We start from the raw sequence: 25,638 nt of genomic DNA on the forward strand, positions 1-25,638 counted from the left end.
GATGAGGGTGGGCCCGATCATGCTGAATATCCCGTTTGAAATTCCTGACTACATACAACTGACCACAATGGTCGGTGTCTTCGGCGCGGGGCTTTATATCCTGAACTATTTTCTGCTTCAGATGGGCATCGTGCGCGGCACTGGTGTGACCTATCCGGTGCTGGTGATTGTCGCTGCCAGTTGCGTGCTGATCAGTATGATGCGCGAGTTCAATCTGGCAGGCTCGATCATCCAGATGGCCTATATCTCGATCTCAGTTCTAGGCTTGCTGCGCGGGTACCTGTCACGTCATCTGGTGCGTTTTTCCAACGCCGAACGACAGTTCATCGCGCATCATCTGGAGACGTTGAAACCGCATCAAGCCCGGCGGCTGCTGAACACCGCAACTATTCAGGAGTTCCCGGCGGGCAGCAAGCTGATCGAAGAGGGCAAGACCACCGATTTTCTGGGTTTCGTCCTCAGCGGACAAACAACCATCCTGAAGGACGATCAGGTGATCAACCGCTGCGGGGCTGACGAAATACTGGGCGAGTTGACATTTAGCCTGGGATTGCCCGCAACGGCCACGGTAAAGGCCACCGAGCCCACCACCTGCCTGGTATTCGACAATATCCAACTCACGCGCTTGCTGCGCCGGAATCGCCATATCGACGATGCGTTGAAGGCCGCGCATTTCAGACATGCGCGGCAAAAACTGCTGAGCAGCAACAAACACACCCTTCGGGCGCAGAACAGCTCGGTCGCAGCCTAGGCGTTAGCCATCCAGCCCTTCGGGCTTACCAACGATGGTGAAATGCAGCCCCTCCGGGTCCAGCAGTTCCGAGGCAACACGATTCACATCCTCAAGCGTGACCGCGTTCACCTGATCGTTGCGGGTGGCGATATAGTCGATGGGCAAATCCTCCATCTGCATCCCGACCATGATCCCGGCGATCTGGCTATTGCCATCGAACCGCAAAGGATAGGCGCCCGTCAGATAGGTCTTGGCATCGTCCAGCTCTTTCTGGGTGAAGCCTTCATTGGCCGCACGTGCCCATTCATCCCGGATGACGGACACCGCGTCCGCGATCCGGTCATTCGAAGATGAGACCGAACCCAGATAGACCGAGGCCAGATCCTTGGGCACCAAGAAGGTCGACACCCCATAGGTCAACCCGCGTTTTTCGCGCACTTCCTGCATCAGACGGCTTTCGAACCCACCGCCGCCCAGCATGTGATTGAGGATGAAGGCTGCAAAGAAATCGGGATCGTCACGATCGATACCCGCATGACCAAACAGAGCCACAGATTGCGGCGTGTCAAACTCGACAACACTGACCCCGCCGGGGATGTTGACTTGCGCCGGTCCGGGGATCGGTTTGCCTGTTTCGGGCAGACCGGCCAGCAGGTGATCCAGCAACCTGCCGAGTTCTTCGGGCGTGATATCGCCCACAGCCCCTACATAGAGCCGATCTTTGGCAAAGACGTTCTCATAGGCATCAACCACGTCGTCTCGGGTCAGGGCGGTCACGCTTTCGATCGTTCCCTTGCCCTCGGTTCCATAGGGGTGATCCCCATAAGCCATTCGCGCAAAATTGCGTCCGGCGATATCGTTCGGGCTGGTCTGATCCGACCGCAAGCCGGACAGAACCTGCGCCCGCACACGATCCACCGCGTCCTGATCGAAACGCGGCTCGTGCAGGGTCACACGCAGCAGGTCGATCACTTCGTCCCGGTTTTCAGTCAGGAACTGCGCCGAGACCGAGACGGTATCGTCACTGGCGTTATAGCCAAACGATGCTGCCAGCGATTCAAGCTCACGCGCATAGGTTCGGGAATCCATGTCGCCCGCGCCTTCCTCGATCAGGCCGCTCATCAGATAAACGGCCCCCCGCTTGTCAGGGTCGTCCAGTGAAGTTCCACCACGGAACCGCAATTCCAATGCGGTGAACGGGATCGAGTGATCCTCAACCAGCCACGCGGTGATACCACCAGGCGATGTCACCTCCTGAATTTCGATCTCGGCCCAAGCGGGCAATGCGATCACGAATGCAATCAGGGTCGCGAAAATCCGTTTCATTGCGTCACCTCATCGTCGCGCATCAGCCAGCCCGTTACCGAGGTTTCCGGTTGCAGAACCTCGCGGGCGGCAGCGATGATTTCTTCTCCGGTTACGGCCTGCAGGACATCCGGCCAGGCCTGCACGTCCTCGACCGTCAATCCGCTGGTCAGGGCCCGGCCATAGCGATTGCCGATCCCGTCCACATTGTCGCGCGCATAGGTTTGCGAAGCGCGAAGCTGCATCTTGATCCGGTCCAGATCCTCTTGGTTAACACCGTCGGCAATGAACCCGGCCACGGCTGCATCCATGGCTTCTTCGGCCTCTTGCAGGGAAACGCCCTGCGCCGGAACGATAAATAGATCAAAGGTCGTGTCATCCAACGACACGCCGCGATAGAACGCCCCGGTGTAAACGGCTTTCTGTTGCTCGAATTGCAGTTTTTCGGTCAGGTATGACGTGTTCCCACCACCCAGCAATTCGGCCAACATGAACAGGGCTGCGGCCTTTTCCTGTTCGCCCGCGTTGCGTTCAGGCGCCAGATAGCTGCGCTGCACGTAGGGCTGCGATACGCGTGCGTCCTTGAAGGTCAGCCTCCGCGCGGCCGTCTGCGGCGGCTCTTGCGAACGGATGCGCTCGGGCAGGTCCGGGTTGGCGGGGATCACGCCATAGTATTTTTCGGCCAGCGCCTTGACCTCATCGGGCTCGACATCGCCTGTCACAACCAGAATGGCGTTATTGGGCGCGTAGTGCGTCTGGTAGAAGGAAAGAGCGTCCTCCATGTCCAGCGTCTCCATCTCGTGCCGCCAGCCGATGATCGGAACCCCGTAGCGGTGGTTGAGGTATTGCGACGCGTTCATCTGTTCGCCGAACAGGGCGCGGGGGTTATTGTCGGTGCGCTGGTTGCGTTCCTCAAGGATCACATCACGCTCGGTCACGATATCATCCTCGGACAGGCGGATATTGCGCATCCGGTCCGCCTCCATTCGCATCATCAGTTCCAGCCGGTCGGCGGCGACGCGTTGGAAATAGGCGGTGTAGTCATACGAAGTGAATGCGTTGTCATTGCCGCCATTGGCCGCCACCGTGGCCGAGAACTCACCCGGTGCCAGCGTATCGGTTCCTTTGAACAGCAAGTGTTCCAGAAAATGCGCCACACCGGACGATCCGACGGGTTCATCCGCCGAACCTGCGCGATACCAGACCATATGCTGCACGACAGGGGCGCGGTGATCCTCGACCACGACGACATCCATGCCGTTTTCCAGCGTGAAGGTTGTGACCGCCTCCTGGCCATCTTCGGCAAAGACCGGGGTGGCAGCAATCAGGGCAGCCGACAGGGCAAGGGCCCGAACCATGGGGCATCCTCCGTTTGTTGTCTGAGTTTCAAACTACGGTGGCGCGGCGCAGGTTCAAGTGTGATGACGAAAAGTTAAGGATTATTCACCTGGCGGCGGAGCCGACGGAGTTTCGACCCCAGCCTGCCGTGCCTGTTCATTTACCTGCGACGAATCCAGCGCCCATCGTTTGTAAACTTGCGAATAGCGGTCCACGTTAAACAGACGCAGTCGGGTAAAACGGCTTTGCTTGCGGCGGAACTCAGCGTCTTCGGCATCGACCACCTGACGAGCATTCTCGGTCACGCCATACCGGCTCGAGGCCGTCACCAATGCGCCATCCGCCGCGGGAATCGCCGTGTTAGGATTCAGTGCATCCGGGTTGCCGCCCAGTGCCGCAATCGCATCCCCCTTGGGGGTCGGGTCGGTTAGATTCCCTGCGCCCGGTGTCGGCGCGGGCAGGAATTGATAATCTTCGGGCTGTGTCAGCGGCTTGACCGGCAGGACCGAGAATTCATCCGGTCCCGGACCCGGCGCCTGAAGGTGGCGCAGACCGATATCGGAACATCCCGCCACCGTGAAGGCAAGCGTCACTGCAAAAATGGAACGCGGCAACCGCATCGTAGTCTCCAGCCTGTTTGAGGCGCTTTTATCGCATTTCCACCGGCGCGTCACGAGGGCTTTTTGCCGTCGAATAGGATCAACCCGATGGCACCGGCGAAAATAAACACATCGGCCAGATTGAAGACAAACGGGTTGTTGATACCGCAACAGGACATGTTCAGGAAATCCAGAACATAGCCGTAAAGCACCCGGTCCAGCACATTACCCAGCGCGCCGCCGATCAAAAGCCCGCCCGAAAGCAGCATGATTTTCGAGGGCGCTGACCGCATCAGCCAGACTAGCACAGCAGCCGAGATCGCAATGGAAACGCCGATCAACGCCCAGCGTGCCGCTTCGGTATTGCCCTGAAACAAGCCGAAGTTGATGCCGCGATTCTCGCCATATTTGAACATAAGCAAGGGCGGCAGGACGTCGATATCGCCGTCGGCCACGCGCATGACGTGAACGACCAGAACTTTGCTGATCTGGTCGATCGCAAACGCCGCTAGTGCAGCCCAAATGAGCAACCGATAGCGCATCAGTGGCGGAAGTGCCGTATGCCGGTGAAGACCATGGCCAGACCGGCCTCGTCCGCCGCTGCGATCACTTCGTCATCACGCATTGAACCACCGGGCTGGATCACACAGGTGGCACCGGCCTCAGCGGCCTCCATCAGACCGTCGGGGAAGGGGAAGAACGCGTCCGATGCTACGGCCGAGCCGATGGTCAACGGTTGAGCCAAGCCCAACACATCGGCCATACGTTCGGCTTTCTTGGCTGCGATCAGCGCAGAGTCCACGCGGCTCATCTGTCCAGCACCCACGCCTACGGTCGCGCCATCTTTGACGTAGACGATGGCATTGGACTTGACGTGTTTCGCCACTTTCCACGCGAACAGCAAATCGCGCATTTGATCTTCGGTCGGAGCCTTTTTGGTGACGACCTTCAGGTCATCCATACCGATAAAACCATTGTCCTTGTCCTGTACCAACAAACCTCCGGCAACCTGACGGACGGTTTTACCACCGGCCATTACATCAGGTAAGCTGTCGGTGGTCAGCAGGCGCAGGTTTTTCTTGGCGGCGAAAATGGCTTTCGCCTCATCGGACGCGCCTGGGGCGATCACGACCTCGGTGAAGATGCCAGTGATTTCCTGCGCGGTTTCGGCATCCAACGGTTGGTTCAGCGCCACGATCCCGCCAAATGCCGAGGTGCGATCGCAGTCGAACGCCGCCTTATAGGCCTCGATCAGCGTGGCACCTGTCGCTACACCGCAGGGGTTGGCGTGTTTGATGATGGCACAGGCAGCACCCTGCGCCGGATCGAACTCGGCCACCAACTCAAACGCGGCGTCGGTGTCGTTGATGTTGTTGTAGCTCAGTTCTTTGCCCTGATGCTGCACGGCGGTGGCGACACCCGGACGATTTGTGCCATCGGTATAGAACGCTGCCTGCTGGTGGCTGTTCTCACCATAGCGCAGGGTCTGTTTCAACTCTCCTGCAAAAGCGCAACGCTTCGGAGCCTCTAGCTGCAGCGCGTCAGCCATCCAATTCGACACAGCCGTGTCGTAGGCCGCGGTGCGAGCATACGCCTTTTGGGCAAGCCATTGGCGGAAACCATACGACGTCTTTCCGTAATTCTCCTCCAACTGGTCCAGCAGTGAGGAGTAGTCTTCGACATCCACCACTACGTTTACAAAGGCGTGGTTCTTGGACGCCGCCCGGATCATCGCCGGGCCACCGATGTCGATATTCTCGATGCATTCGTCATAGCTTGCACCTTTGGCGACTGTGGCCTCGAACGGGTAGAGGTTCACCACCAGAAGGTCGATCGCGCCGATGCCATGTTCGGTCATTGCGGCAACGTGAGTGTCGTTGTCACGCAGCGCCAACAGGCCACCATGCACCATGGGGTGCAGGGTCTTGACCCGGCCGTCCATCATTTCGGGAAAACCGGTAATCTCGCTGACATCCTTCACATCCAGCCCCGCCTCGCGCAGCGCCTTTGCGGTACCACCTGTGGACAACAGCTCGACCCCGCGCTCGGCCAGCGCCTTGCCCAAGTCGATCAATCCGGTCTTGTCGGATACGGAAAGCAGCGCGCGGCGCACGGGGTGAAAGTCGGTCATGGGTCCAAAGGTCCTTTTGGCGTCAGTCGAAATCGGGCTCGTCCCGGTGCACATCGCGCACGGCATAGGCTGTATCCTGCGCCTTGCTCAACGTCCACTGGATGCGCGTCGCATACTCCATTGCGCGGCCAGATAGAACGATCTGTTTTGTCGCGCGCGGCTTTAGCCGCCCTTTTTCAAGGTAAACGCTTGGCTCGACACCCAATTTTCCAACGCCATCATGGCGAAACACCCAGATTTCACCGCTTTTGAGCGCCATCGACACCGCCGCACCGCCCAAATCCAGCGCCGCATCCACGTCAGGATGCAGGTGAAAGCGGATATCAAAGCCCAGACCTTTTAACCCCGAGGCATCCATCGCCCGGTCAAACTGCCGCTTGGCCTTGTCACTTGTGGCCAGCAGAATATCTTCGCCGGTCAGTTCACGGCCATCAAAGCGCAGTTCGAAGGTACGGGCATGCGTCAGACCGAAAACCTTGGCATAGCCGTCATGCCCAGCCATGAAGCGCGCGCCTTCGAACGCCTCTTCAAACTCATTGGGTACCTCGCGCGGGGCATCCATCAGCGCCTCTTTCTCAGTCCCCGGAACCGGGTCCGCCAGCCGCGCGCTGGAATAACCGTCCAGGCACAGGGTCGAATGCGATGGGGTTGCCCGCCCTGCCCGACGCCACTCGACCCCGAATGTCTCACCCGATCCGCAATTCACGACCAATGGCCGCCGCCCCGAGGTCAGCTCGAAAGCCAGCGTCGATGCGTGGGCGTTGTAAGAATTGGCCCCCTTCGGCGGCGTAGCGGCGTCGATAATCACACTGGTCCGGGCCGCGTAAAGACGCCCGAACCCCATCGACAACCCCTTGGCGCGTTGCGGTTTTACCCCGCTTTGGGCAAGGGCCTGATCCAGCCGCCCTTCAACTCCGCGTCCGCCGCCGTGAAACCGGGCCAAACCGCCATCCGTGTGGCGCAAACTGCGCAGCGCCGGGGCGATGCGCTTGATCGCATTGGCCTGCGCGCCGGGCGTCCCCCGCCCCAGATCGCTGAGCGCAGCCGACGTCCAGGCCAACAAGGTGAAAACTTCCAGCAGTTCTTCGGGATTGCGCGTGGGAATGCCGCCTTGTGCGTCGATTTGGCTGTCGCATTCGCGGGCCAAAGCACGCAGGGCCGGCTCGGCCAATTGTTCGAGCCCCTGCAACGCCAGACCGGCCTGCACCAGACCAGCCAGTGCCTCGAACCGGGGCAAGCCGGGAGTGGCAGCTTTCCACCGCTTGGACAGAAACCATGTCTGCTGCGCCAGCGAACGAAAGAAGAGCTGAGACTGCTTTTCATCCATTCCGCGCAGCAAAAAGGACGCGTGATTGATCCAGCGCATCACCCGCCGTCCGGTCAGATCGGGCACCCAGCCCGGCCCCTGCCCGCGGCCATGCGCCTCGATCCAGCCCCAGACCCATCGCTGGGCCTTGTCGCGTGCGCGCATATCACCAACAGCGGCCAGATCGTCCAGCCAGGCAAAGCCGTGGCGTTCGTGGTCAAAACCGGCGCTCGGGGCAGTCACGTCCCAAAGGCCGGTATCCTGCGCCTCGACCAGAAACCCGGCAAACAGCAGATTTCCCGCCACCAACTGCCGCCCACGTGCGAATGAACCAACCGTGCGCGGCTCGGGCTCTTTCACGAATCCCGCTGCCGCCTTGCGACGCTGGCTCAGCCGCGCATAAAGACGGTTCTGGAACCGGGTCCACCGGCTTGTCATGGAATCGGAGTTAGACATTGCGCTCGTTACTCTGCCCCTTGCGCTCTGTTGGCGCCTGAGACCCAACGATAGACCGCGCCGCACGTCAAGTCACCGAAAAGCGTTGGATTATTCCGATTTGTTCAGACAGGCGATGTAGAAGCCATCCATACCACCGCGATCAGACCAATAATCGGGCCGCAGCCGCAACCCGCCCTCTTCAGTGATCCAGCCCTTTTCAACGCCGGTCACGGCCAGAGCCTGCCGGTTTACCTGCATGTCGGGGAACATAATCAGCGCCTCTTCGATCTGCACTTCGCCCTCATCCGGCAGCAAGGAACAGGTGCAATAGACCAGCCGCCCGCCAGGTTTAAGCAGACCCCACGCATGGGCCAGCATCTGCGCCTGCAATTCGATCAACCCGCCAAATTCCGCGCCATCCTTGGCATAGGGCAGGTCCGGGTGGCGGCGAATAGTGCCCGTGGCCGAACAGGGCGCGTCCAGCAGGATGGCGTCGTATTGGCCTTGATGGTCCAATGCGTCGCCTGCGATGACCTGCGCCGTCAGCCCCGTGCGAGCAAGGTTCTCGCGCACCCGTTCCAGCCGCGATTCCGAGATGTCCAACGCCGTGACCTGTGCTCCGGCGGCCGCCAGTTGCAGCGTCTTGCCCCCCGGTGCGGCACAGAGGTCGAGTATCTTCTCTCCGGCCTTCGGGGCCAGCACCTGCACCGGCAGCGCCGCCGCCGCGTCTTGCACCCACCAATCGCCCGCATCGAATCCCGGCAGGGCCGAGACCTGCCCCGCATCCTGCACCCGGCGCGAGCCCGTAGGCAGCGCCTCGCCAGGACCATTGGCACCGGGTTTGACGGTAATATCCAGCGGCGCACCTGCGAAATGGGCTTGTTCAATACCCGTGATCGCATCCGCGCCCCAGGCCATAGTCAGCGGGTCGCGCAGCCATTCGGGCAGGCGCGGCACGCGCATCTTGGGCCACGCATCCGGCCCTTCGGCGGCCACTTTGCGCAGCACCGCATTGACCAACCCCTTGAGGCGACCATGCTTGCGGGACCGGCCGACGATCTCGACCATCGAGTTCACTACACCATGCGCGGCCTCTCCGTGGCACAACTCAACCGCGCCGAGACGCAGAGCATTGTGGACGGTCAGCGCGGGCGTGCGGTTCAGGTGATTGTCCAGCAGACGGTCGGCGCGTTCCAACCCGCGCAGGGTTTCCAGCGTCAGGCGTTGCGCCCGCGCGCGGTCTTCGCGGTCCAACCGATCCAATGCGCCAGCCGCCAGGCATTCGGACAAAAGCCGCCCTTCGCCCAGAATCTGATCCAACAGATAGATCGCGCTGCGTCGCGCTGCTGTTGCGTTGTCGGACATGGAACCGCCTTTGATGTGACCCTCGCCCGCATTGCCAAACGCGGACGGGGGCGTATATCAAGCCATGGAACGGAAAGGAACCCGATCTCATGAGCGACCAGCGCAAAGACCTGCCGCCCGCCGCCCAACGCGCCCTGGCCGAGGCCGAGGACCGTCGCCGCAAGGCCGAGGCTGAGGCAAAGGAACAGCCCAAAGAACTGGGCGGGCGTGATGGCCCTGACCCCGCCCGCTACGGTGATTGGGAAAAGAAGGGCATCGCAATCGACTTCTGATCACTCAGCCCCGCAGCGCGGTCAGGAAATCGGCAATTAACGCGCGCTGTTTTTTGGATTTCGCCCGATCCTCGGGCCATGTCAGCCAATAGCCGTCTTTTGTTTTCAACTCGGGAAGATCCAGACGCCGTAAGCGCCCGGCCTGTAAATCGGCCTGCGCCAGAGGTTCAGACCCCAGCGCGACACCCATCCCTTGCCGCGCCGCCGACAGGGCGTGTTCCATCGAATCGAAGCTGATCACCGAAGGCGGCAGATCGTCATGACCCGTCTTGCGCGCCCAGTCGCGCCAGGCGGGCCGCTCCCCACGCAGCTCGATCAGGGGCGCTCCCCACTCCACGCCCGGGGCGGCCAAGGGCACCAGAACCTCGGGCGCGATCCGTTCAGCCTCGCGCCCCGACCACGTGCCGCGCCCATAGCGGATTTGCAGCCAAGTCCGCTCTTCATCCAGCGATGACCGTCGCGCGACCGAATCCGTCATTACCCGCACTTTCGGGCGCATCCGCTGGAACCGGGATATCGCCGGAACCACAAGCGCATGGATGTTCGACGACAGCCCCGCAACGCGCAACTCACGCGGAGATTTGCCAAACAGATCCTCGGTATTTCGTTCCAGCGCCTGTAAGCTGTCCTGCACCAGCGGCAAATAGCTTTCGCCTTCGACCGTCAACGACACGCCACGTGCTTCGCGCACAAACAGGGTCCGGCCCAGCCAGGATTCCAGGTTTCCAATCCGCTGACTGACGGCCGCTTGTGTCAAGCCGAACTCACGCGCGGCAGCGGAAAACCCGCCCAGCCGACCGGCGGCCTCGAACACCCGTAGCCAGTCCAGAGGCGGCAATCCGATCTTCTTCTTAGTCATAAGATTTTCCAGCCCTCAGTCGCAATAAGGTTTAATTGTGTTAATGCCACGAGGCACGTATCACCTCAAGCATAGCTCGCGCCGAACAGGAGAAGCCCCATGCTGCGCACTGCCACTCACACGGCCCAGATCGTGACTGTCGAATTTGCCGATGGCACCCAATCCCGATTTCACTCCATCTGGCTGCGCGACAACGCGTTGGACCCCGACACCCGCGCGCCGGGCAATGGTCAGCGCCTGATTACCATCGGTGACATTCCCGTCGATACCACGATAAGCGCCGCTGAGATGGAAGAGGGCGATCTTCGCGTCACCTTTCAGCCCGAAGACAAGACGGTCACCTTTCCCGCCGACTGGCTTGCCGCACACAGCTATGACCGCACCCAAAGTGCCGAGTTTGGACGCCTCGCCCCCGGCATCACCACGTGGGCGCAGAGCATCGAAGCCCCCGCCGGAGATTGGACGCAGGTTCATTCCAATCCCACTGCCAAGCGCAACTGGCTGGCCGCCGTCGCCGAATATGGCTTCGCCAAGCTGACAAACGGCCCGACCGAGCCGGAATCGCTACTGCAAGTGGCCGACCTGTTCGGCTATGTGCGCGAGACCAATTATGGCCCCTATTTCGAGGTTCGGACTGAAGTGAACCCCACCAACCTTGCCTTTACCGGGCTCGGTTTGCAGGCACACACAGACAACCCTTATCGCGACCCGGTGCCAACGCTGCAAATCCTCTACTGCCTTGAAAACAGCGCCGAGGGTGGCGATTCCATCGTGGTCGATGGCTTCCGCGCCGCCGAAAAACTGCGGGATCAGAACCCCGAAGGCTTTGCCCTGCTGACCGGATACCCGGCGCGGTTTGAATACAAGGGCGAAGACGGGGTTTGCCTGCGATCCCGCCGCCCGATGATCGAACTGTCGCCCGATGGCGAATTGATTGGTATCCGGTTCAACAATCGGTCGTCTGCGCCGTTTGTGGACATCCCCTTTGACCAGATGGGGGCCTACTATGCCGCCTACCGTCAGTTGGGAGCCATCATTGACGACCCGGCCATGGGCGTGTCGTTCAAGCTGGAACCGGGTGAAAGCTTTATCGTCGACAACACCCGCGTGCTGCATGCGCGGCTGGGCTATTCCGGGGCCGGGTCGCGGTGGCTGCAAGGCTGCTACGCTGACAAGGACGGGCTGCTGTCCACGCTAGCGGCGATGGAGATGGCGCAACCGGAGGCGGCAGAATGAAACCCGATTTCTCGACCCTGAACCGCACCAACATTGTGGCCTTCATCGGCGACATCTTCGACCGCCGCGGTGGTGAGGAATATCTGGGCGAACCCGTCACCATGGCCGAACATATGCTGCAAGGGGCCACGATTGCTGAACAGAACGGCATGCCCGAGGAAATCATCGTCGGCGCCCTGCTGCACGATATCGGCCACTTTACGTCCGAGTTCGGCACCTATCACCCCGACGACACCGAAGACCGCCACCACGAGGATGCAGGTGCCGAAGTGCTGGAGCAGTTCTTCCCGTCCGTCATCACCGATTGCTGCCGGTATCACGTGGCGGCCAAGCGCTATCTCTGCGCCACCAAGCCCGAGTATTTCAACCGGCTGTCCACCGCCTCGGTCCACACATTGGAGTTGCAGGGCGGCCCGATGAACCCCGAAGAGGTGGCCGCGTTCGAGGCCAACCCGAACCTGAAAGAGATCATTCAGGTCCGCTATCTGGACGAGGCTGGCAAACGCGCGGGCATGGAAACCCCCGATTTCGCCCATTTCGCCCCGATGGTGCAGCGCATGGTCGATAAGCATATGGAGGCCGCATGACCGCGCCTGAGTACATCTTTGAAGCCAGCACCAAGCCGTCCCTGCCGTGGCACGAGGTGCCCCTGATCCGAGCCACCGATGCATCCGTCAAAGGCTACGGTTGTCTGGTCGATGACCCCGAGGGGTTCGAGATCGAGATCACCTGCTGGCCGCAGCAAGGCTGGCGGCCCATCGACGAGGGCACCGGTGACGAAGGCGGCTGGGTTGAAGGCACGTTCAAATGCGACTGGCAAGGCGACGTGCTCTATGGCGAGAACGAGGCGGTCAAAGGCCACTATGTTCTGGGCTGGTCCGCCGATCCGCAGCAGGCGCAAAAGGCACGCCAAACCGCGCCTCGTGATCAGGTCCTGCTGTGGCACATGAACTATCACCCGGATGGCGGTCAGATGTTCTGGCCCCTGGACAACAAGCCCTTCATCGTTCCTGCTGCCCTGCCCGGCGACAACCTGACGCCCGAGAAGGTCGTGGCCTTCTGGTGTGACGGCTCACGCGGGCTCTATATTCATCCCGGCATCTGGCACGAGGGAATTTTCCCGGTCGAAGACAGCCAGCGGTTTCTTGACCGTCAGGGCGCAGTTCATGCGCGCGTCAGCGCCGATATCGGGAAAGAGTTCGGCGTCTACCTGTCTTGCCCGTTGCGCGCGGACAAGATTAAGGACGTGTAGGCAAAGCCCCAGTATGCGCCCGTTGCTTGCGGGTGATCCATAGCTGAACGGCCATCAGATATGGCACGTAGAACGCAAAGTTTTGCACAAGGTCAAACGGGCCCGAGAAATCGGGCTCGGACCCCAGCCCACCGGTCAACAGATACCAGATCGTGTAGTGCACCCGATAAAGCCACGATCCCAGCGCCAGCCAGAACAGGCGCAGGCCCCAAGCCCAATGACCGGCACGGTCTTTGTTCAACGCCATACGCGCCACCATCAGCGCTGCCGTGAACAGGCAAAGCCCATAAAGGAAAAAGGCCGCCGACATGACCGACCCACCGATCGTGCCACGTAGGGGGATATAGGTCATTCCGGCCAAACCCGTGAACAACGCCAATGCGACCAGCACTCTGCCCAGCTGACGATGAAAGCCGGTGAACGTGCGCCGCACCCCTTTCAGCAGCTGCAAAGGAACAAGCGCGACCAAAACAGTTCCGGCGCAAATATGCAGCACCATCGCCAAATTGCCGACGGGCTGCCCATCTGCAAACAAATAGCTTTGCTGCGCAGCGGCTGCGGACAATCCGATACCGATCATACCTACGCCGTGTACAACGAAAGGCAGCAGAGTCAGATAGAACCCAATCAGCAACAGGCCCAAAAGTGCTCGAGATCTTACGGTCTGCATAAGCTGACCATAGGGCCGTCGGTCAGCACGTCCATAGCTCAGAGCCCCAGCACATCCACCATATCATACTGACCGGGGGCTTTGCCCTGCCCCCACAGCGCCGCTTTCAGCGCGCCGCGGGCGAAGATGACGCGGTCGGTGGCCAAATGGCGCAGCACGATACGTTCGCCCGGAGCTGCGAATAAAACATCGTGTTCGCCCACGATGTCTCCGCCGCGAATGGCGTGGAAACCGATATCGCCGCGTTTGCGCGCGCCCGTGATGCCGTCGCGGGCGCGATCGGACACGTCCGCCAGATTGACCCCGCGCCCTTCGGCTGCGGCCTCACCCAGCATCAAGGCAGTGCCCGAGGGCGCATCGACCTTGTGGTGGTGATGACCTTCGATCACTTCGATATCGAAATCCTCATCCAGCGCGGCGGCAACTTTCTTGGTCAGCTGCACAAGCAGATTGACGCCGAGGCTCATATTGCCCGCCCGCACGATCACTGCATGGCGCGCGGCAGGTTCCAGCGCGGCAATCTGCTCATCCGTCATACCGGTGGTGCCAATCACATGTACACAGCGCGCTTGTGCGGCCAGCGCGGCAAATTCCAGCGTCGCCTCGGGCGCGGTGAAGTCTATCACCGCCTGCGCCTGCGCGAACGCTTCCAGTGGGTCATCTGTGACAGTGACGCCCAACGCGGGGCCGCCCATCGCCGTGCCCACATCCTGACCGATCCAGTCATGGTCCGCGCGTTCAACAACGCCGACCAGACGCGCCTGATCGCTCTCAGACACGGTCTTGATCAGCATCTGCCCCATACGGCCCGAAGCCCCTGTGATGACGATCCCCGGAATATGGGTCATGGCTTGCTTCCCTCATTGCAATCGGCTCAAAGCCTCCTACCCGGTTCGCGCCCGCTTGGCAAAGGTGGGATTTGGGCTTAGATCGAAGTCATGGCAAAGAACAAATTCCACGATGGCCCCGGCCCGTCCCAACGACAGCTGCGTGTCGGCGAACTGATCCGTCGCACCCTGTCCGAGGTTCTGGCGCGCGGAGATGTCCACGACCCCGACTTGAACCGTATGTCAATCACCGTGGGTGAGGTGCGCACCTCGCCCGATCTCAAGATAGCCACCGTCTATGTGCTGCCCTTGGGCGGGAAGGGGCAGGAGGACGTGATCGATCTGTTGGCCCGCAACAAGGGCGAGCTGCGCCGCATGATCGGCAAGAAGCTGAACCTGAAATTCTCGCCCGATCTGCGGTTCCGTCTGGATGACACGTTTGACCGTCTGGACGACACCCGCCGCATGTTCGAACAGGACGCGGTGCGCCGCGATCTGGACGAGTGATCCGCACGCTGGCCACATTGGGCGCGCTCCTGTGGGCCGCGCAGGCCGGTGCGGTGAGCTGTGAAAAAGTCACCCACGACGACAAGCGATACACTGTTTGTGAGGTGGACGCGGCAAACGAAGACCTGCGTCTATTTCTGAACGACGACAGCGGCGATCTGCTGGGGCATTTTTCCTCGGTGAATGAGGCGCTGGCCCCCGGCGGTGAACGCCTGGCCTTTGCGATGAATGCGGGCATGTATCACGACGACCGCTCGCCCGTGGGTCACTATGTCGAGAACGGCCAAGAGCAGATGCGCGTCATCTCCAACCCCGGCCCCGGCAATTTCGGCCTTCTACCCAATGGGGTGTTCTGCATCCGCGAGGGCCGCGCCGATGTGTTCGAGACGCTTGACTATGTGGATCAGGCCCCTGAGTGCCGCTTTGCCACCCAATCCGGCCCCATGCTGGTGATCGACGGAGAGCTGCATCCGCGTTTTCTGCCCGACTCGACCTCTCTGTTCGTGCGCAACGGGGTGGGCACTAGTGCTGATGGCACCCGCGCGGTGTTTGCGATCTCGGACGATTACGTCACCTTCCACGAATTCGGCAGCCTGTTTCGGGACGTGCTGAAAACCCCCAACGCACTGTTCTTCGACGGGAATATTTCACGCATGTATGACCGGGCCGGGGGCCGTTCGGATATCGGCTTTTCACTGGGGCCCATCGTGGGTGTGGTCGAAAGCGCACCTGTAAATTGACAGCGCCCATGTGATCCGCTACCCCGCGCGCCTCAGCATGAATCAAGGTGTAATATGGGACGCAAACGCAAGGGCCGCGACATTTCCGGTTGGCTGGTGGTGGACAAGCCTGCGGGCATGACCTCGACCGCCGTGGTCAACAAGGTGCGGTGGGCGATGGATGCGAAAAAGGCGGGCCACGCGGGTACGCTGGACCCCGAGGCGACCGGCGTTCTGGCCGTGGCGCTGGGTGAGGCGACCAAAACCGTTCCCTACATCACCGACGCCTTGAAAGCCTACACCTTCACCGTGCGTCTGGGTCAGGCCACCAATACCGACGATGCCGAGGGGGAGGTGATCGCCTCCAGCGATGCGCGCCCTTCGGATGACGACATCAAACAGGCGCTAACCCCGTTTCTGGGGGACATCATGCAGGTGCCGCCCAAGTTTTCCGCCGTGAAGATCGACGGACGGCGCGCCTATAAACTGGCCCGCGATGGCGAGGATGTGGAGCTGTCCGCCCGGCCACTGTGGGTTGAGGAGCTGATCCTTGTCGACCGCCTGGATGACGATCATATGGTGCTGGAAATGACCTGCGGAAAAGGTGGCTATGTGCGCTCTATCGCCCGCGATCTGGGTGCCGCGCTGGGATGTCACGGCCACGTCAAAGAACTACGCCGCATCTGGTCCGGTCCGTTCGAGGTCGAAGATGGACTGTCCGTCGACCAGATCGACGAAATGGCAAAGACCGAGGCTCTGGATGACTACCTCCACCCGCTGGAGACCGGCCTCGCCGACCTGCCCGAGTTGAAATGTACCCCCGAGGGCGCCACCCGTCTGCGCAATGGCAATCCGGGCATGGTGCTGGCCAGCGACGTGGAATATGGCGACGAGGCTTGGGCCTCACTTGACGGCAAAGCTGTGGCCGTGGGTATCTATAAATCCGGCGAATTGCATCCCAGCCGGGTGTTCGTCGCCTGAACGCCGTGCTAGGCGGGGGCATGATCACCCGAACGCACACCAAGGGCGATGCGCCCTCGACCGCCGTCTACTCCGATTGCGAGAAGTATCGCTATAGCCTGACCCGTATGTGGGATGCGGGCGGGCGCAAGGCGCTGTTTGTGATGCTCAACCCTTCGACCGCGACCGAGGTGCAGAACGATCCCACCGTCGAACGCTGTGAACGGCGGGCGCGGGCGCTGGGGTTTGGCGCGTTTCAAGTGACGAACATCTTTGCCTGGCGCGACACCGACCCCCGCAAGATGCGCGCCGCCACCGATCCGGTGGGCCCTGCGAATGACGCGGCCATTCTCGACGGTGTCGAATGGGCCGATCAGGTCATCGCCGCATGGGGCACGCATGGAGAACATCTGAACCGCGGCCCGGCGGTCGAGACCCTGCTGCGCGGCACCGGGCATCCTCTGTTCCATCTGGGACTTACCAAGGCGGGCCACCCGAAACACCCGCTCTACATCGCCTATACCCAGCAACCCGAGCTATGGTGACAAAGGGTTAACCACAGCCCCAAGCAGTCTTTGACCAACCACCTGAACGCATGGGATAAATCATCCTCGGGGCAATGCGTTCGCGGAGGGGTTCCATGTTCATGATCGGGTTTCTCAGCATCGCAGCACTGGGTGGCGCGGCCTATGCGATCAGCGACATTTTTGAACCCGAGGACGAGCCCGAAGAAGACGAAGTCATTGAAGATGACGCCGAAGAGATCTCGGAAGGCAATCTGCTTGAGATTGACGATGTGCCAGACGCACCGTCAACCGGCACTGTCGTTTCTGAACATGAAGGCAATCTGATCCTTGCTGGTACCGAAGAGCAGGACATTCTGACCGGTCAGGACGGCGACGATCAGATCAACGGCTATGCCGGGGATGACACCGTGATGGGCGGCGCGGGCGATGATACCCTGCATGGCGGGGACGGGGATGACACGGTCTTGGGCGGCTTGGACGATGACATCCTGCATGGCGAGGACGGCGATGATCTTCTGACCGGAGAGGAAGGGGATGACACGCTCTACGGTCATTTCGGCGCGGATCATTTGGAGGGCGGCGTCGGGGACGACGACCTCTATGGCGGTCAGGACGACGACAATCTGAGCGGGGGTGACGGGGATGACGCCCTGCATGGCGGCTATGGCGACGACACGCTGCACGGCGGCGCGGGCGAGGATGTGCTGTTTGGGGGCGACGGCGACGATGTTCTAATCGGACAGGATGCCGAAGGCGAGGATGAGGTCGATTTCCTCAACGGTGGCGAAGGGGATGACACCATTTTGGCCGACGGGGGCGACATTGTGACTGGCGGCAATGGCGCGGATGAAATCATCGTTGCGCCGGAAGAAGAGGACGACCCGGTCACAGTGATGGATTTCCAACCCGGTCAGGACAAGCTGCTGATCTCGTGGACCGGCGAGGAAGACCCCGACATTCAGGTTGAACCCGATGCCGAAGATGACAATCTGACAAATGTCGTGATCAACGGGCAGACCGCCGTGCAACTGCTGGCAGCCGAAGGATTGACCGCCGAGGATATCCAACTGATTGGCGAGGGCGCGCTGGCGCAATTGAACGCGCTGGGCTGATCGGGCAGAATCCCTTTGCTATCCGCCGAAAATCCGCTTATACGCGCGCATCCGCTTCGGAATCGGTGCGGTTTTCTCCATGGGCCTGTGCTGGACGACATCCCGGCCTGCGCCATTAACCTCAACCTTTTTACAAGGAGACCCCGATGTCGATTACTGCCGCTGAAAAAGCACGCGTCATGAAAGAATTCGCAACCAAAGAAGGCGACACCGGTTCGCCTGAAGTCCAGGTTGCCATCCTGACCTCGCGCATCACCACCCTGACCGAGCACTTCAAGACCCACAAAAAAGACAACCACGGTCGTCGCGGTCTGCTGAAAATGGTCGCCCAGCGCCGTAAACTGCTGGACTACCTGAAGGGCAAGGAAGAAGCACGCTATCAGGACCTGATCAAAAAGCTGGGCATCCGCCGCTAAGCGCTTTTTCGTTCAATTCGAAACGCCCGCCAATTTGGTGGGCGTTTTTTGTTCGGGACGATCTATCGAAGCTATTGTGCTGTCAGTCCGACGCGGCGCGATCATATTCCATGCGCGCGGTCTTAACCTGATCCATCTGTTCGTGCGACCAGTAGACGAGCGGCCTGAGCAGTTCCAATAAGCTGCGGCCCTGAGGTGTCAGTGCATAAGACACAGCGACAGGCGGACCGGGATCGACAGTACGCGTTAAATATCCATCCCGCTGTAGCCCCCGCAGATTTTCGGTCAGCACCCTTTGCGTAACGTCACCGATACATCGCTTGAGCTCTCCGAACCGCTTCGGCTCATCTTCTAGCGCCAGAATGATGATCATCCGCCACTTGCCTGTGACGTTGGACAAAATGGATCGGATCGAACAGTTCGACGCTTCGGCTTTATTGCTAACGCCAATGGGAAGCATGACACCCTCAAGTTCATTATGAATACCAGAAACGACTACAATACCTCATAGCACAAATGCAACATACTGTTTTTTCGCCAGTATCCTAAAAGTAACCCGGTGACTTTAAGGTGCGTAATTGCCCTTTGGTGCGTTTTTGATACCTACTATCAACGCAACACGAATCATCAGGAATTCACCATGACCCCCAAAGATCTTGTCCTCGCACTTTTTTCTGCCGCTTTCCTGGACCATGACCCCGAAGCTGCGCGTCAGATGGTAAGCACCGACTATGTTCAGCACAATCCGCAGGTACCGACCGGGGCCGAAGGACTGATGGGCCTGATCTCGTTGGTCGGTCAGGCTGGTATGACCGCGACCACCCATCGCGTGATCACCGAAGGTGATCTGGTCGTACTGCACAACACCTATGACAATGCCGACGCGTTCGGCGCGTCCTCGCTCGCTGCGTTTGACATCTTTCGCGTAGAAGACGGGAAAGTGGTTGAACATTGGGACAACTTGCAACCTATCCCCGAAACCACCGCGTCAGGGCGCGGCATGACGGATGGTGCGGTTGAGATCACCGATCTCGACAAGACCCAAGAAAACAAAGCCTTGGTTCTGGGTTTTGTACGCGACGTGTTGGGCGGGGCAGCACCAGAGAATGTCTCGAAATACATGGACCCCGAAGTTTACATGCAACACAACCCGTCAATCGAAGACGGCCTGTCGGGATTGATGGCCGCGATCGAAGCATTTGCTGCACAGGGAATGATAATTACCAAGTTTGAGCCTCAATTCGCCGTGGCCGAGGGCAATTTCGTCTTTGTCGCGACCGATGCTGTCATGGGCGGCGAACCCTGGGCCTTCTTCGATCTGTGGCGCGTGGAAGATGGCAAGATCGTAGAGCACTGGGACGTCGTCTCACCTATCCCGTCCGAAATGGCACATGGGAACGGCAAGTTCTGAGTAAGCTTGACCGCCCCTGAAGCGCCATGAGAAAGCGCCCGTCAAACCCGCGGGCGTTTTCCGCTTTCTTCAATCAGGAAGACCAGCATTCCGCCACCCGGCGCGCCAATTTTCCGAAGCATTTGTCATCGAAAACACAGGCAGTTTGGCTTGTTCGGTAGACGCGGTGATATCGGGCCGAAGCGCATTAAGGTCATTGACCGCAGACTTCGCCGCGGCTGTATCCGGCAGTTGCCCCAACGCGGCAATCAGCATCAAGTGGCTCATGACAAAACCGGACCGAACGGCCAGAGCCTCACGCGCGGCTGCGGCGGCTTCTTCGTACCGGGCAAGCTGGAACAAAGCGCTGCATCGGGCAATATGCGCGGCGTGTCGCATCGGGTCCTTGGGGCTGAGTTCAACGGATTGCGTCGCATGATCCAGTGCCTCGTCCGGTCGATTTAGCATGCACAGGTTGATCGAAGCCAGCATATGAACACTCGCGGCATTCGGATTCTCGGCCAGCGCCTGTTTGAAAGCAGACCGTGCGCGCGGTAAATCCCGCGCCAGCATCGAGATCGAGTGCGCCGCATAGGCCATTGCGATTCCGTCAGCCCGGTCGCTCATCAACACGCGTTCGGCGGCAGCTACGGCGGCCTTGGGGCCTTTGCCCACAGGTTCCAGACCCTGCACAAGGCGCTGGATGTGCAGCCATGCCAACAACCCGGCTGCGGCTGCATAGTCAGCGTCGCGCTCCAGTGCCAGAGTGGTAAGCCGGATCGCTTCGCGATTGTCTTCATCGGTCAGCAAATGGAAATGCGACAGAGCCTGTAAATACAGCTCATACGCCTCCAGACTTTCGGTTGGCTTGGCGCGCGAGCGGGTGGTTTCAGCGTGACGCAGTGACGGCTCGATTGCTGTCACCACCTCTTGCGTGACCTTGTCCTGAAGATCGAAAATATCGTCCAACACACCATCAAACCGATCTGCCCAAAGGTGGCTGCCGTTTTCCGCGTCAATCAACTGCCCGGTAATCCGAACACGTTGGCCCGCCCGACGGACCGACCCTTCCAGCACATAGCGAACGCCCAGGCTACGCCCGACCTCGCGGATATCAGTGCTTTTTCCTTTGAAAATAAAAGATGAATTGCGCGCCACTACCATCAGCCACCGAAACCGCGACAGCTCGGTGATGATGTCCTCGGTCATGCCGTCGGCAAAAAACTCCTGCTCGGGGTCGCCGGACATATTGTCAAAGGGCAGCACGGCGATCCCGGGGCGCGTGTCGGCCGAGGTCGACAGATTGGCCGACGTCCCCTTGGGCCAGCACCAGACACCGATGCGGCGCGTGATGTTTTTCAACTCGGTCTGCTCGCCCCCGTCGAACTGGGCCGCATCACCCCGGTCCAGGCTGTTGTGCGACGTGTCCGAGATCAGGATCTGGTCGGGTTCAGCCAATGCCTCAAGCCGCGCGGCGATGTTGATCCCATCACCGAAGATATCGTCGCCATCCGAGATCACCTCGCCCGTGTGGATACCGATACGCAGCCGAATGGTGTCTGCCTTCGGTGCAGATTGGACCGCAATCGCGCAATCGGCGGCGTCAGATGTCGAGGGGAATTCGGCAATCCACCCGTCCCCCATGCTTTTGATCAAGCGCCCCTTATGCGCCTCAAGCAAGGACTTGAGCGTGTCTTCACGAAACGACCTGAGCGCGGCCAACGTGCCCTGCCGGTCCTGATCCATCAGCGCCGAGTATCCAACGACATCTGCCGCCAGCACCGTCGTAAGTCGTCTTTTCATTGACAGCCCCCCAACAAAGGCAACTTACCGCGCGGGAGACCGTCTGTCAGGTTATTTGCGCAGGACATCCGCGAAGTTTGTCCGTAGCCTTGGCACATTTCGCTTTCGTTCCAACCTGATTTCACGCGCGCGGTGTCAACTCCCAGTTTGACAAGCATGCAACTAAAGGTCGGTGCTTCGGTTTCGCTTCCCTTCCCCCTCAAACTCATGTATGCGCGCGGGTATCTGAGACGTTGTGCCCGGACCCTGGCACTCGAATGGAAGATAAATGGGGTCGGCGGCAATGGGGCCGCCATGCAAACCGGAGACCCGCAGGGGCGGGAGTGCTCCGTTCTAGGATACGCATATGTTTGATGTAACAAAGAAATCGATTCAGTGGGGCGAAGAGACGCTGACACTGGAAACCGGCAAGGTTGCCCGCCAGGCGGACGGCACCGTGATTGCCACGCTGGGCGAAACCAGCGTCATGGCCAACGTGACCTTTGCCAAAAGCCAAAAGCCCGGTCAGGACTTTTTCCCGCTGACCGTCCACTATCAAGAGAAATACTATGCTGCCGGTAAAGTTCCGGGTGGCTTTTTCAAGCGCGAGGCGCGCCCGACCGAAAAAGAGACGCTGACCGCGCGTCTGATCGACCGTCCGATCCGCCCGCTGTTCGTCGATGGCTTCAAAAACGAAGTTCTGGTCATGTGCACCGTGCTGAGCCACGATCTGGTCAACGATCCCGACATCGTTGCAATGATTGCTGCGTCGGCTGCTCTGACTATTTCCGGCGCGCCGTTCATGGGTCCGATCGCCGGTGCCCGCGTTGGTTTCGTGGATGGCGAATACGTCCTGAACCCGACCGTAGACGACATGCAGGACCTGCGCCTAAACCCTGAACAGCGTCTGGATCTGGTTGTCGCCGGCACCAAAGATGCCGTGATGATGGTGGAATCGGAAGCTTACGAGCTGTCAGAGGCCGAAATGCTGGGCGCCGTGACCTTCGCGCATGAACAAATTCAGCCGGTTATCGACCTGATCATCAGCTTGGCCGAAGAAGCTGCGAAAGAGCCGTTTGAATTCACCGCCCCCGACTATGCGGACCTCTACGCTGCTGTGGCCGCAGCCGGTGAAGAGCAGATGCGCGCCGCCTTCGCGATCACCGACAAGCAAGAGCGCACCACCGCCGTTGCCGCGGCCCGCGAAGCAATCAAAGAAGCGTTGACCGAAGAACAGCTGGAAGACGGCAACCTCGGTTCCGCGATGAAAAAGCTGGAAGCCGGCATCCTGCGAGGCGACGTCGTCAAAGGCGGCAAGCGGATCGACGGCCGTTCGACCACCGATATCCGTTCGATCGTTGCTGAAACCTCGATGCTGCCGCGTACGCACGGTTCCGCCCTTTTCACCCGTGGTGAAACGCAGGCGCTGGCCGTGACCACGCTGGGCACCGGTGATGATGAGCAATTCATCGACGCGCTGCACGGCAACTTCAAATCGAACTTCCTGCTGCACTACAACTTCCCCCCCTATTCGGTTGGTGAGGTTGGCCGCGTAGGTGGCCCCGGCCGTCGTGAGATCGGCCACGGCAAGCTGGCATGGCGCGCCCTGCAGGCGGTTCTGCCTGCGGCGACCGACTTCCCCTACACGATCCGCATCGTGTCCGAGATCACCGAATCCAACGGATCGTCCTCGATGGCGTCGGTCTGCGGCGGCTCGCTGTCGATGATGGATGCGGGCGTTCCGCTGAAAGCACCAGTTGCCGGTGTGGCCATGGGTCTGATTCTGGAAGATGACGGCAACTATGCCATCCTGTCGGACATTCTGGGTGACGAAGACCACCTGGGCGACATGGACTTCAAGGTTGCGGGTACCGAAAACGGCATCACCTCGTTGCAGATGGACATCAAGGTTGCGGGCATCACGCCCGAGATCATGGAGAAAGCCCTGGCGCAAGCCAAGGACGGCCGGATGCACATCCTGGGCGAGATGGGCAAAGCCCTGTCCGAGACCAACGAATTCTCGGTCCACGCCCCGCGCATCGAGACCATGAACATCCCAACCGACAAGATCCGCGAAGTGATCGGCTCGGGCGGTAAGGTCATCCGCGAAATCGTCGAGGTTTCGGGTGCCAAGGTCGACATCAACGACGACGGCGTGATCAAGATCGCCTCGCCGGACGGAGAGTCGATCAAGAAGGCTTACGAGATGATCCACTCGATCGTCGCAGAGCCCGAAGAAGGCCAGATCTACACTGGTAAAGTGGTCAAGATCGTCGACTTCGGTGCCTTCGTGAACTTCTTCGGCAAGCGCGACGGTCTGGTCCACGTTTCCCAGATCGAAAACCGCCGCCTGAACCATCCGTCGGATGTTCTGAAGGAAGGTCAGGAAGTGAAGGTCAAACTGCTGGGCTTTGACGACCGCGGCAAGGTTCGCCTGTCGATGAAAGTGGTCGATCAGGAAACCGGTGAAGAGATCGTTCCCGAGAAGAAAGAAAAGAAAGAAGACGCCGAATAATCAGCGCCTCTTTTCGAATTACCAAAGACCCCGGTTCTGGCCGGGGTCTTTTTTTTTCGTGACCCTACAAGTCCTTTGCAAAGTAATGCAGATGCGGCCGCAACATCGGTTGGTCCCTGTAGGTTGTTGTCTCAATCGGTGTGTCCAGTTCCACAAACCCAAGCTTCGGATACAGGCTGCGCATCTCAACATTTGGGGTCAACGTATCGGCCACCAGCCGTTTCAACCCCATCTGTCTTGCGGCATTCTCTCGCGCCACGATCAACGCGCGCCCGGTTCCGGTGCCACGGGCACTTTCGGTGACAAAGACGCGCTTTAACTCACCGGTCTCTTGATCCAGACGCTTCAGCATCCCGCATCCCACAATCGCGGACTTCCCATCCCGCGCCACGACCAGGCAACCATTGGGTGGCAGGTAATCCTCGGGGCGCGCCCAGAATTCGGCTAAGGCGCTTTCCGGGGCGGATGGATCAATCTCGAACCCCATGGCGCCCATGCGCTCGACGATCAGATCGTAATATTGCGACAGGATGCCATTCAGCTGATCCTTAGGCGGCAGCGCGGCACAGTGTTCAATTTCAATCATCGGGTCACAGCTCACGGATCAGTTGACCCTGCTGCGGGTGTGAGCACAAGCCATTATTCAATGCGCCACCCCGGACGGTCCGTGTTTCATCACATGCCATTGCCCATAGCTGTCGTTCAGATCCAGCTTGATCGCCGCGTTTGCCGTGGTCGAGGCGCTACCGATCTCGGCCAGTGTGAATTCGATCCCGCCGGGAATGTCGATCCGAACGCGATGCTCGCCGCCGCCATGCGGGGCCTGAATTGGACGCCCCGTAGATTGCAGCACATCGCCCACTGTGACCTTGGCTTTACGCCCTTCTATGTCGATGTCGAAATCAATTGGCAGATACAGGGTCTCGTGTACGGTTTTGCACATGGCGCGGAAGACGAACCAATGGGTGGCCATTTCATCCGTTTCCTCACCGTGAAAGACCTTTTCCAACGCATCGCGCTGCGCATCCGAGGCGCTGGGGTCAATGATCACCTGCATCTCTCCGCCACCTTCGAAAATCGGACCGGGCCACGCGTAGATCAGGGCCGCTTTGGTGCCTGCCAGATCAGTGTCGCCGAAATGCCCCTTGGAGACCTCCAGCACTTCGAAACCCCTGCAATTGCCATTGGTGGGTAATTCTTCGAACTGACAGGGGCAGGCGTAGCCGCAGTTGCAATTCCCGAAGGCTTCGCCCTCAACGTACCAATCTGTGAATGCCATCGAAACTCTCCTGATGTGAAAGCCCGATACCTGTCATCACCCGCCCCGATCGCGGCACCATAGCATATTTACGCAAAATCCCGAACCGCTGCGGAAAATC

The 25,638-nt window shown here is 60.0% G+C and carries 27 protein-coding genes; 13 read left to right on the forward strand and 14 right to left on the reverse strand.

The features are described 5' to 3' along the window. Positions 1–19 precede the first annotated feature (19 nt). The gene (locus tag ACR0C5_RS09005) at positions 20–751 is read left to right on the forward strand and encodes a cyclic nucleotide-binding domain-containing protein (protein WP_480876055.1); all 732 of its coding nucleotides are present in this window, start codon (positions 20–22) and stop codon (positions 749–751) included. Between the two features lie 3 nt (positions 752–754). Here ACR0C5_RS09005 and ACR0C5_RS09010 read toward each other — a convergent pair whose 3' ends face one another. The 7 genes from ACR0C5_RS09010 to ACR0C5_RS09040 form a co-directional block, all read right to left on the reverse strand. Further along, the gene (locus tag ACR0C5_RS09010) at positions 755–2,059 is read right to left on the reverse strand and encodes a M16 family metallopeptidase (protein ID WP_480876057.1); all 1,305 of its coding nucleotides are present in this window, start codon (positions 2,057–2,059) and stop codon (positions 755–757) included. After that, on the reverse strand, positions 2,056–3,396 hold the full coding sequence (locus tag ACR0C5_RS09015; RefSeq protein ID WP_480876059.1) for a M16 family metallopeptidase: 1,341 nt from the start codon (positions 3,394–3,396) through the stop codon (positions 2,056–2,058). The genes ACR0C5_RS09010 and ACR0C5_RS09015 overlap by 4 nt, the downstream gene beginning before the upstream one ends. Positions 3,397–3,477: 81 nt before the next feature. Then, on the reverse strand, positions 3,478–3,996 hold the full coding sequence (locus ACR0C5_RS09020; protein WP_170789574.1) for a DUF3035 domain-containing protein: 519 nt from the start codon (positions 3,994–3,996) through the stop codon (positions 3,478–3,480). 50 nt (positions 3,997–4,046) lie between these two features. Then, the gene (lspA, locus tag ACR0C5_RS09025; protein WP_480876062.1) at positions 4,047–4,517 is read right to left on the reverse strand and encodes a signal peptidase II; all 471 of its coding nucleotides are present in this window, start codon (positions 4,515–4,517) and stop codon (positions 4,047–4,049) included. After that, positions 4,517–6,106, reverse strand: a complete 1,590-nt coding sequence (purH, locus tag ACR0C5_RS09030; protein ID WP_480876063.1) for a bifunctional phosphoribosylaminoimidazolecarboxamide formyltransferase/IMP cyclohydrolase — start codon at positions 6,104–6,106, stop codon at positions 4,517–4,519. Before purH ends, lspA begins: the two co-directional genes overlap by 1 nt. Positions 6,107–6,128: 22 nt before the next feature. After that, positions 6,129–7,868: a heparinase II/III family protein gene (locus tag ACR0C5_RS09035; RefSeq protein ID WP_480876065.1), complete on the reverse strand. Its 1,740-nt coding sequence runs from the start codon at positions 7,866–7,868 to the stop codon at positions 6,129–6,131. Positions 7,869–7,958: 90 nt separating this feature from the next. Continuing rightward, positions 7,959–9,215: an RsmB/NOP family class I SAM-dependent RNA methyltransferase gene (locus tag ACR0C5_RS09040; RefSeq protein WP_480876067.1), complete on the reverse strand. Its 1,257-nt coding sequence runs from the start codon at positions 9,213–9,215 to the stop codon at positions 7,959–7,961. Between the two features lie 89 nt (positions 9,216–9,304). Here ACR0C5_RS09040 and ACR0C5_RS09045 point away from each other — a divergent pair, with 89 nt between their 5' ends. Then, on the forward strand, positions 9,305–9,487 hold the full coding sequence (locus ACR0C5_RS09045) for a DUF1674 domain-containing protein (protein WP_170789570.1): 183 nt from the start codon (positions 9,305–9,307) through the stop codon (positions 9,485–9,487). A gap of 4 nt (positions 9,488–9,491) precedes the next feature. Here ACR0C5_RS09045 and ACR0C5_RS09050 read toward each other — a convergent pair whose 3' ends face one another. Beyond that, complete coding sequence (locus tag ACR0C5_RS09050; RefSeq protein ID WP_480876069.1) at positions 9,492–10,346, reverse strand: LysR substrate-binding domain-containing protein; 855 nt, start codon at positions 10,344–10,346, stop codon at positions 9,492–9,494. A gap of 99 nt (positions 10,347–10,445) precedes the next feature. Here ACR0C5_RS09050 and tmpA point away from each other — a divergent pair, with 99 nt between their 5' ends. Genes tmpA through ACR0C5_RS09065 form a run of 3 tightly spaced genes read left to right on the forward strand, consistent with a single transcriptional unit; the run spans position 10,446 to position 12,834 of the window. Continuing rightward, a complete protein-coding gene (gene tmpA, locus ACR0C5_RS09055; RefSeq protein ID WP_480876071.1) occupies positions 10,446–11,582 on the forward strand; it encodes a 2-trimethylaminoethylphosphonate dioxygenase in 1,137 nt (378 codons plus the stop codon). Then, a complete protein-coding gene (tmpB, locus tag ACR0C5_RS09060) occupies positions 11,579–12,169 on the forward strand; it encodes a (R)-1-hydroxy-2-trimethylaminoethylphosphonate oxygenase (RefSeq protein ID WP_480876073.1) in 591 nt (196 codons plus the stop codon). Before tmpA ends, tmpB begins: the two co-directional genes overlap by 4 nt. After that, the gene (locus ACR0C5_RS09065; protein ID WP_480876075.1) at positions 12,166–12,834 is read left to right on the forward strand and encodes an ureidoglycolate lyase; all 669 of its coding nucleotides are present in this window, start codon (positions 12,166–12,168) and stop codon (positions 12,832–12,834) included. Before tmpB ends, ACR0C5_RS09065 begins: the two co-directional genes overlap by 4 nt. Here the strand turns inward: ACR0C5_RS09065 and ACR0C5_RS09070 are convergent. Next, positions 12,821–13,504: a DUF2306 domain-containing protein gene (locus ACR0C5_RS09070; RefSeq protein WP_170772798.1), complete on the reverse strand. Its 684-nt coding sequence runs from the start codon at positions 13,502–13,504 to the stop codon at positions 12,821–12,823. The two genes, ACR0C5_RS09065 and ACR0C5_RS09070, sit on opposite strands and share 14 nt — an antisense overlap. Before the next feature lie 38 nt (positions 13,505–13,542). After that, on the reverse strand, positions 13,543–14,352 hold the full coding sequence (gene dapB, locus ACR0C5_RS09075) for a 4-hydroxy-tetrahydrodipicolinate reductase (RefSeq protein WP_170772800.1): 810 nt from the start codon (positions 14,350–14,352) through the stop codon (positions 13,543–13,545). A 90-nt stretch (positions 14,353–14,442) separates the two neighbouring features. Between dapB and rbfA the strand changes: the two genes are divergently transcribed. The 6 genes from rbfA (at position 14,443) to rpsO (ending at position 18,572) form a co-directional block, all read left to right on the forward strand. Then, positions 14,443–14,838, forward strand: coding sequence for a 30S ribosome-binding factor RbfA (gene rbfA, locus ACR0C5_RS09080; RefSeq protein ID WP_480876077.1), 396 nt, complete (start codon positions 14,443–14,445; stop codon positions 14,836–14,838). Continuing rightward, positions 14,835–15,578: a phosphodiester glycosidase family protein gene (locus ACR0C5_RS09085; protein ID WP_480503425.1), complete on the forward strand. Its 744-nt coding sequence runs from the start codon at positions 14,835–14,837 to the stop codon at positions 15,576–15,578. Before rbfA ends, ACR0C5_RS09085 begins: the two co-directional genes overlap by 4 nt. A 54-nt stretch (positions 15,579–15,632) precedes the next feature. After that, positions 15,633–16,538, forward strand: a complete 906-nt coding sequence (gene truB / locus ACR0C5_RS09090) for a tRNA pseudouridine(55) synthase TruB (RefSeq protein WP_480876079.1) — start codon at positions 15,633–15,635, stop codon at positions 16,536–16,538. 20 nt (positions 16,539–16,558) lie between these two features. Then, positions 16,559–17,062 carry a DUF1643 domain-containing protein gene (locus tag ACR0C5_RS09095; protein WP_170772806.1) on the forward strand — a complete coding sequence of 168 codons (504 nt, stop codon included), beginning with the start codon at positions 16,559–16,561 and terminating at the stop codon, positions 17,060–17,062. Positions 17,063–17,157: 95 nt separating this feature from the next. Next, a complete protein-coding gene (locus ACR0C5_RS09100; RefSeq protein ID WP_480876081.1) occupies positions 17,158–18,156 on the forward strand; it encodes a calcium-binding protein in 999 nt (332 codons plus the stop codon). Positions 18,157–18,302: 146 nt separating this feature from the next. Further along, on the forward strand, positions 18,303–18,572 hold the full coding sequence (rpsO, locus tag ACR0C5_RS09105; RefSeq protein ID WP_039528663.1) for a 30S ribosomal protein S15: 270 nt from the start codon (positions 18,303–18,305) through the stop codon (positions 18,570–18,572). Positions 18,573–18,654: 82 nt separating this feature from the next. Here rpsO and ACR0C5_RS09110 read toward each other — a convergent pair whose 3' ends face one another. After that, positions 18,655–19,032 carry a winged helix-turn-helix transcriptional regulator gene (locus ACR0C5_RS09110; protein WP_480876083.1) on the reverse strand — a complete coding sequence of 126 codons (378 nt, stop codon included), beginning with the start codon at positions 19,030–19,032 and terminating at the stop codon, positions 18,655–18,657. 180 nt (positions 19,033–19,212) lie between these two features. Here ACR0C5_RS09110 and ACR0C5_RS09115 point away from each other — a divergent pair, with 180 nt between their 5' ends. Beyond that, a complete protein-coding gene (locus ACR0C5_RS09115; RefSeq protein ID WP_480858119.1) occupies positions 19,213–19,983 on the forward strand; it encodes a nuclear transport factor 2 family protein in 771 nt (256 codons plus the stop codon). Between the two features lie 69 nt (positions 19,984–20,052). On the opposite strand, the gene ACR0C5_RS09120 is transcribed toward ACR0C5_RS09115, so the two are convergent. Next, positions 20,053–21,765, reverse strand: coding sequence for an adenylate/guanylate cyclase domain-containing protein (locus ACR0C5_RS09120; RefSeq protein WP_480503431.1), 1,713 nt, complete (start codon positions 21,763–21,765; stop codon positions 20,053–20,055). Between the two features lie 346 nt (positions 21,766–22,111). Between ACR0C5_RS09120 and pnp the strand changes: the two genes are divergently transcribed. Further along, positions 22,112–24,259, forward strand: coding sequence for a polyribonucleotide nucleotidyltransferase (gene pnp / locus ACR0C5_RS09125; RefSeq protein ID WP_480876085.1), 2,148 nt, complete (start codon positions 22,112–22,114; stop codon positions 24,257–24,259). Between the two features lie 64 nt (positions 24,260–24,323). Here the strand turns inward: pnp and ACR0C5_RS09130 are convergent, their stop codons facing one another. Beyond that, the gene (locus ACR0C5_RS09130; protein WP_170789561.1) at positions 24,324–24,845 is read right to left on the reverse strand and encodes a GNAT family N-acetyltransferase; all 522 of its coding nucleotides are present in this window, start codon (positions 24,843–24,845) and stop codon (positions 24,324–24,326) included. A gap of 57 nt (positions 24,846–24,902) precedes the next feature. Beyond that, positions 24,903–25,538: a DUF1326 domain-containing protein gene (locus ACR0C5_RS09135; protein ID WP_170789560.1), complete on the reverse strand. Its 636-nt coding sequence runs from the start codon at positions 25,536–25,538 to the stop codon at positions 24,903–24,905. Positions 25,539–25,638 lie beyond the last annotated feature (100 nt).

This window comes from Ruegeria sp. N8 (assembly GCF_056531325.1).

Bases quoted from the DNA above. Each gene is read 5' to 3' on its own strand.
- lspA (WP_480876062.1), bottom strand. From the start codon at position 4,517: ATGCGCTATCGGTTGCTCATTTGGGCTGCACTAGCGGCGTTTGCGATC.
- ACR0C5_RS09010 (WP_480876057.1), bottom strand. From the start codon at position 2,059: ATGAAACGGATTTTCGCGACCCTGATTGCATTCGTGATCGCATTGCCC.
- ACR0C5_RS09040 (WP_480876067.1), bottom strand. From the start codon at position 9,215: ATGTCCGACAACGCAACAGCAGCGCGACGCAGCGCGATCTATCTGTTG.
- ACR0C5_RS09050 (WP_480876069.1), bottom strand. From the start codon at position 10,346: ATGACTAAGAAGAAGATCGGATTGCCGCCTCTGGACTGGCTACGGGTG.
- ACR0C5_RS09115 (WP_480858119.1), top strand. From the start codon at position 19,213: ATGACCCCCAAAGATCTTGTCCTCGCACTTTTTTCTGCCGCTTTCCTG.
- ACR0C5_RS09120 (WP_480503431.1), bottom strand. From the start codon at position 21,765: ATGAAAAGACGACTTACGACGGTGCTGGCGGCAGATGTCGTTGGATAC.
- tmpB (WP_480876073.1), top strand. From the start codon at position 11,579: ATGAAACCCGATTTCTCGACCCTGAACCGCACCAACATTGTGGCCTTC.
- ACR0C5_RS09135 (WP_170789560.1), bottom strand. From the start codon at position 25,538: ATGGCATTCACAGATTGGTACGTTGAGGGCGAAGCCTTCGGGAATTGC.
- ACR0C5_RS09130 (WP_170789561.1), bottom strand. From the start codon at position 24,845: ATGATTGAAATTGAACACTGTGCCGCGCTGCCGCCTAAGGATCAGCTG.
- truB (WP_480876079.1), top strand. From the start codon at position 15,633: ATGGGACGCAAACGCAAGGGCCGCGACATTTCCGGTTGGCTGGTGGTG.
- pnp (WP_480876085.1), top strand. From the start codon at position 22,112: ATGTTTGATGTAACAAAGAAATCGATTCAGTGGGGCGAAGAGACGCTG.
- rpsO (WP_039528663.1), top strand. From the start codon at position 18,303: ATGTCGATTACTGCCGCTGAAAAAGCACGCGTCATGAAAGAATTCGCA.
- ACR0C5_RS09065 (WP_480876075.1), top strand. From the start codon at position 12,166: ATGACCGCGCCTGAGTACATCTTTGAAGCCAGCACCAAGCCGTCCCTG.
- ACR0C5_RS09070 (WP_170772798.1), bottom strand. From the start codon at position 13,504: ATGCAGACCGTAAGATCTCGAGCACTTTTGGGCCTGTTGCTGATTGGG.
- ACR0C5_RS09015 (WP_480876059.1), bottom strand. From the start codon at position 3,396: ATGGTTCGGGCCCTTGCCCTGTCGGCTGCCCTGATTGCTGCCACCCCG.
- dapB (WP_170772800.1), bottom strand. From the start codon at position 14,352: ATGACCCATATTCCGGGGATCGTCATCACAGGGGCTTCGGGCCGTATG.
- rbfA (WP_480876077.1), top strand. From the start codon at position 14,443: ATGGCAAAGAACAAATTCCACGATGGCCCCGGCCCGTCCCAACGACAG.
- ACR0C5_RS09005 (WP_480876055.1), top strand. From the start codon at position 20: ATGCTGAATATCCCGTTTGAAATTCCTGACTACATACAACTGACCACA.
- ACR0C5_RS09045 (WP_170789570.1), top strand. From the start codon at position 9,305: ATGAGCGACCAGCGCAAAGACCTGCCGCCCGCCGCCCAACGCGCCCTG.
- ACR0C5_RS09095 (WP_170772806.1), top strand. From the start codon at position 16,559: ATGATCACCCGAACGCACACCAAGGGCGATGCGCCCTCGACCGCCGTC.
- ACR0C5_RS09100 (WP_480876081.1), top strand. From the start codon at position 17,158: ATGTTCATGATCGGGTTTCTCAGCATCGCAGCACTGGGTGGCGCGGCC.
- ACR0C5_RS09035 (WP_480876065.1), bottom strand. From the start codon at position 7,868: ATGTCTAACTCCGATTCCATGACAAGCCGGTGGACCCGGTTCCAGAAC.
- purH (WP_480876063.1), bottom strand. From the start codon at position 6,106: ATGACCGACTTTCACCCCGTGCGCCGCGCGCTGCTTTCCGTATCCGAC.
- ACR0C5_RS09110 (WP_480876083.1), bottom strand. From the start codon at position 19,032: ATGCTTCCCATTGGCGTTAGCAATAAAGCCGAAGCGTCGAACTGTTCG.
- tmpA (WP_480876071.1), top strand. From the start codon at position 10,446: ATGCTGCGCACTGCCACTCACACGGCCCAGATCGTGACTGTCGAATTT.
- ACR0C5_RS09020 (WP_170789574.1), bottom strand. From the start codon at position 3,996: ATGCGGTTGCCGCGTTCCATTTTTGCAGTGACGCTTGCCTTCACGGTG.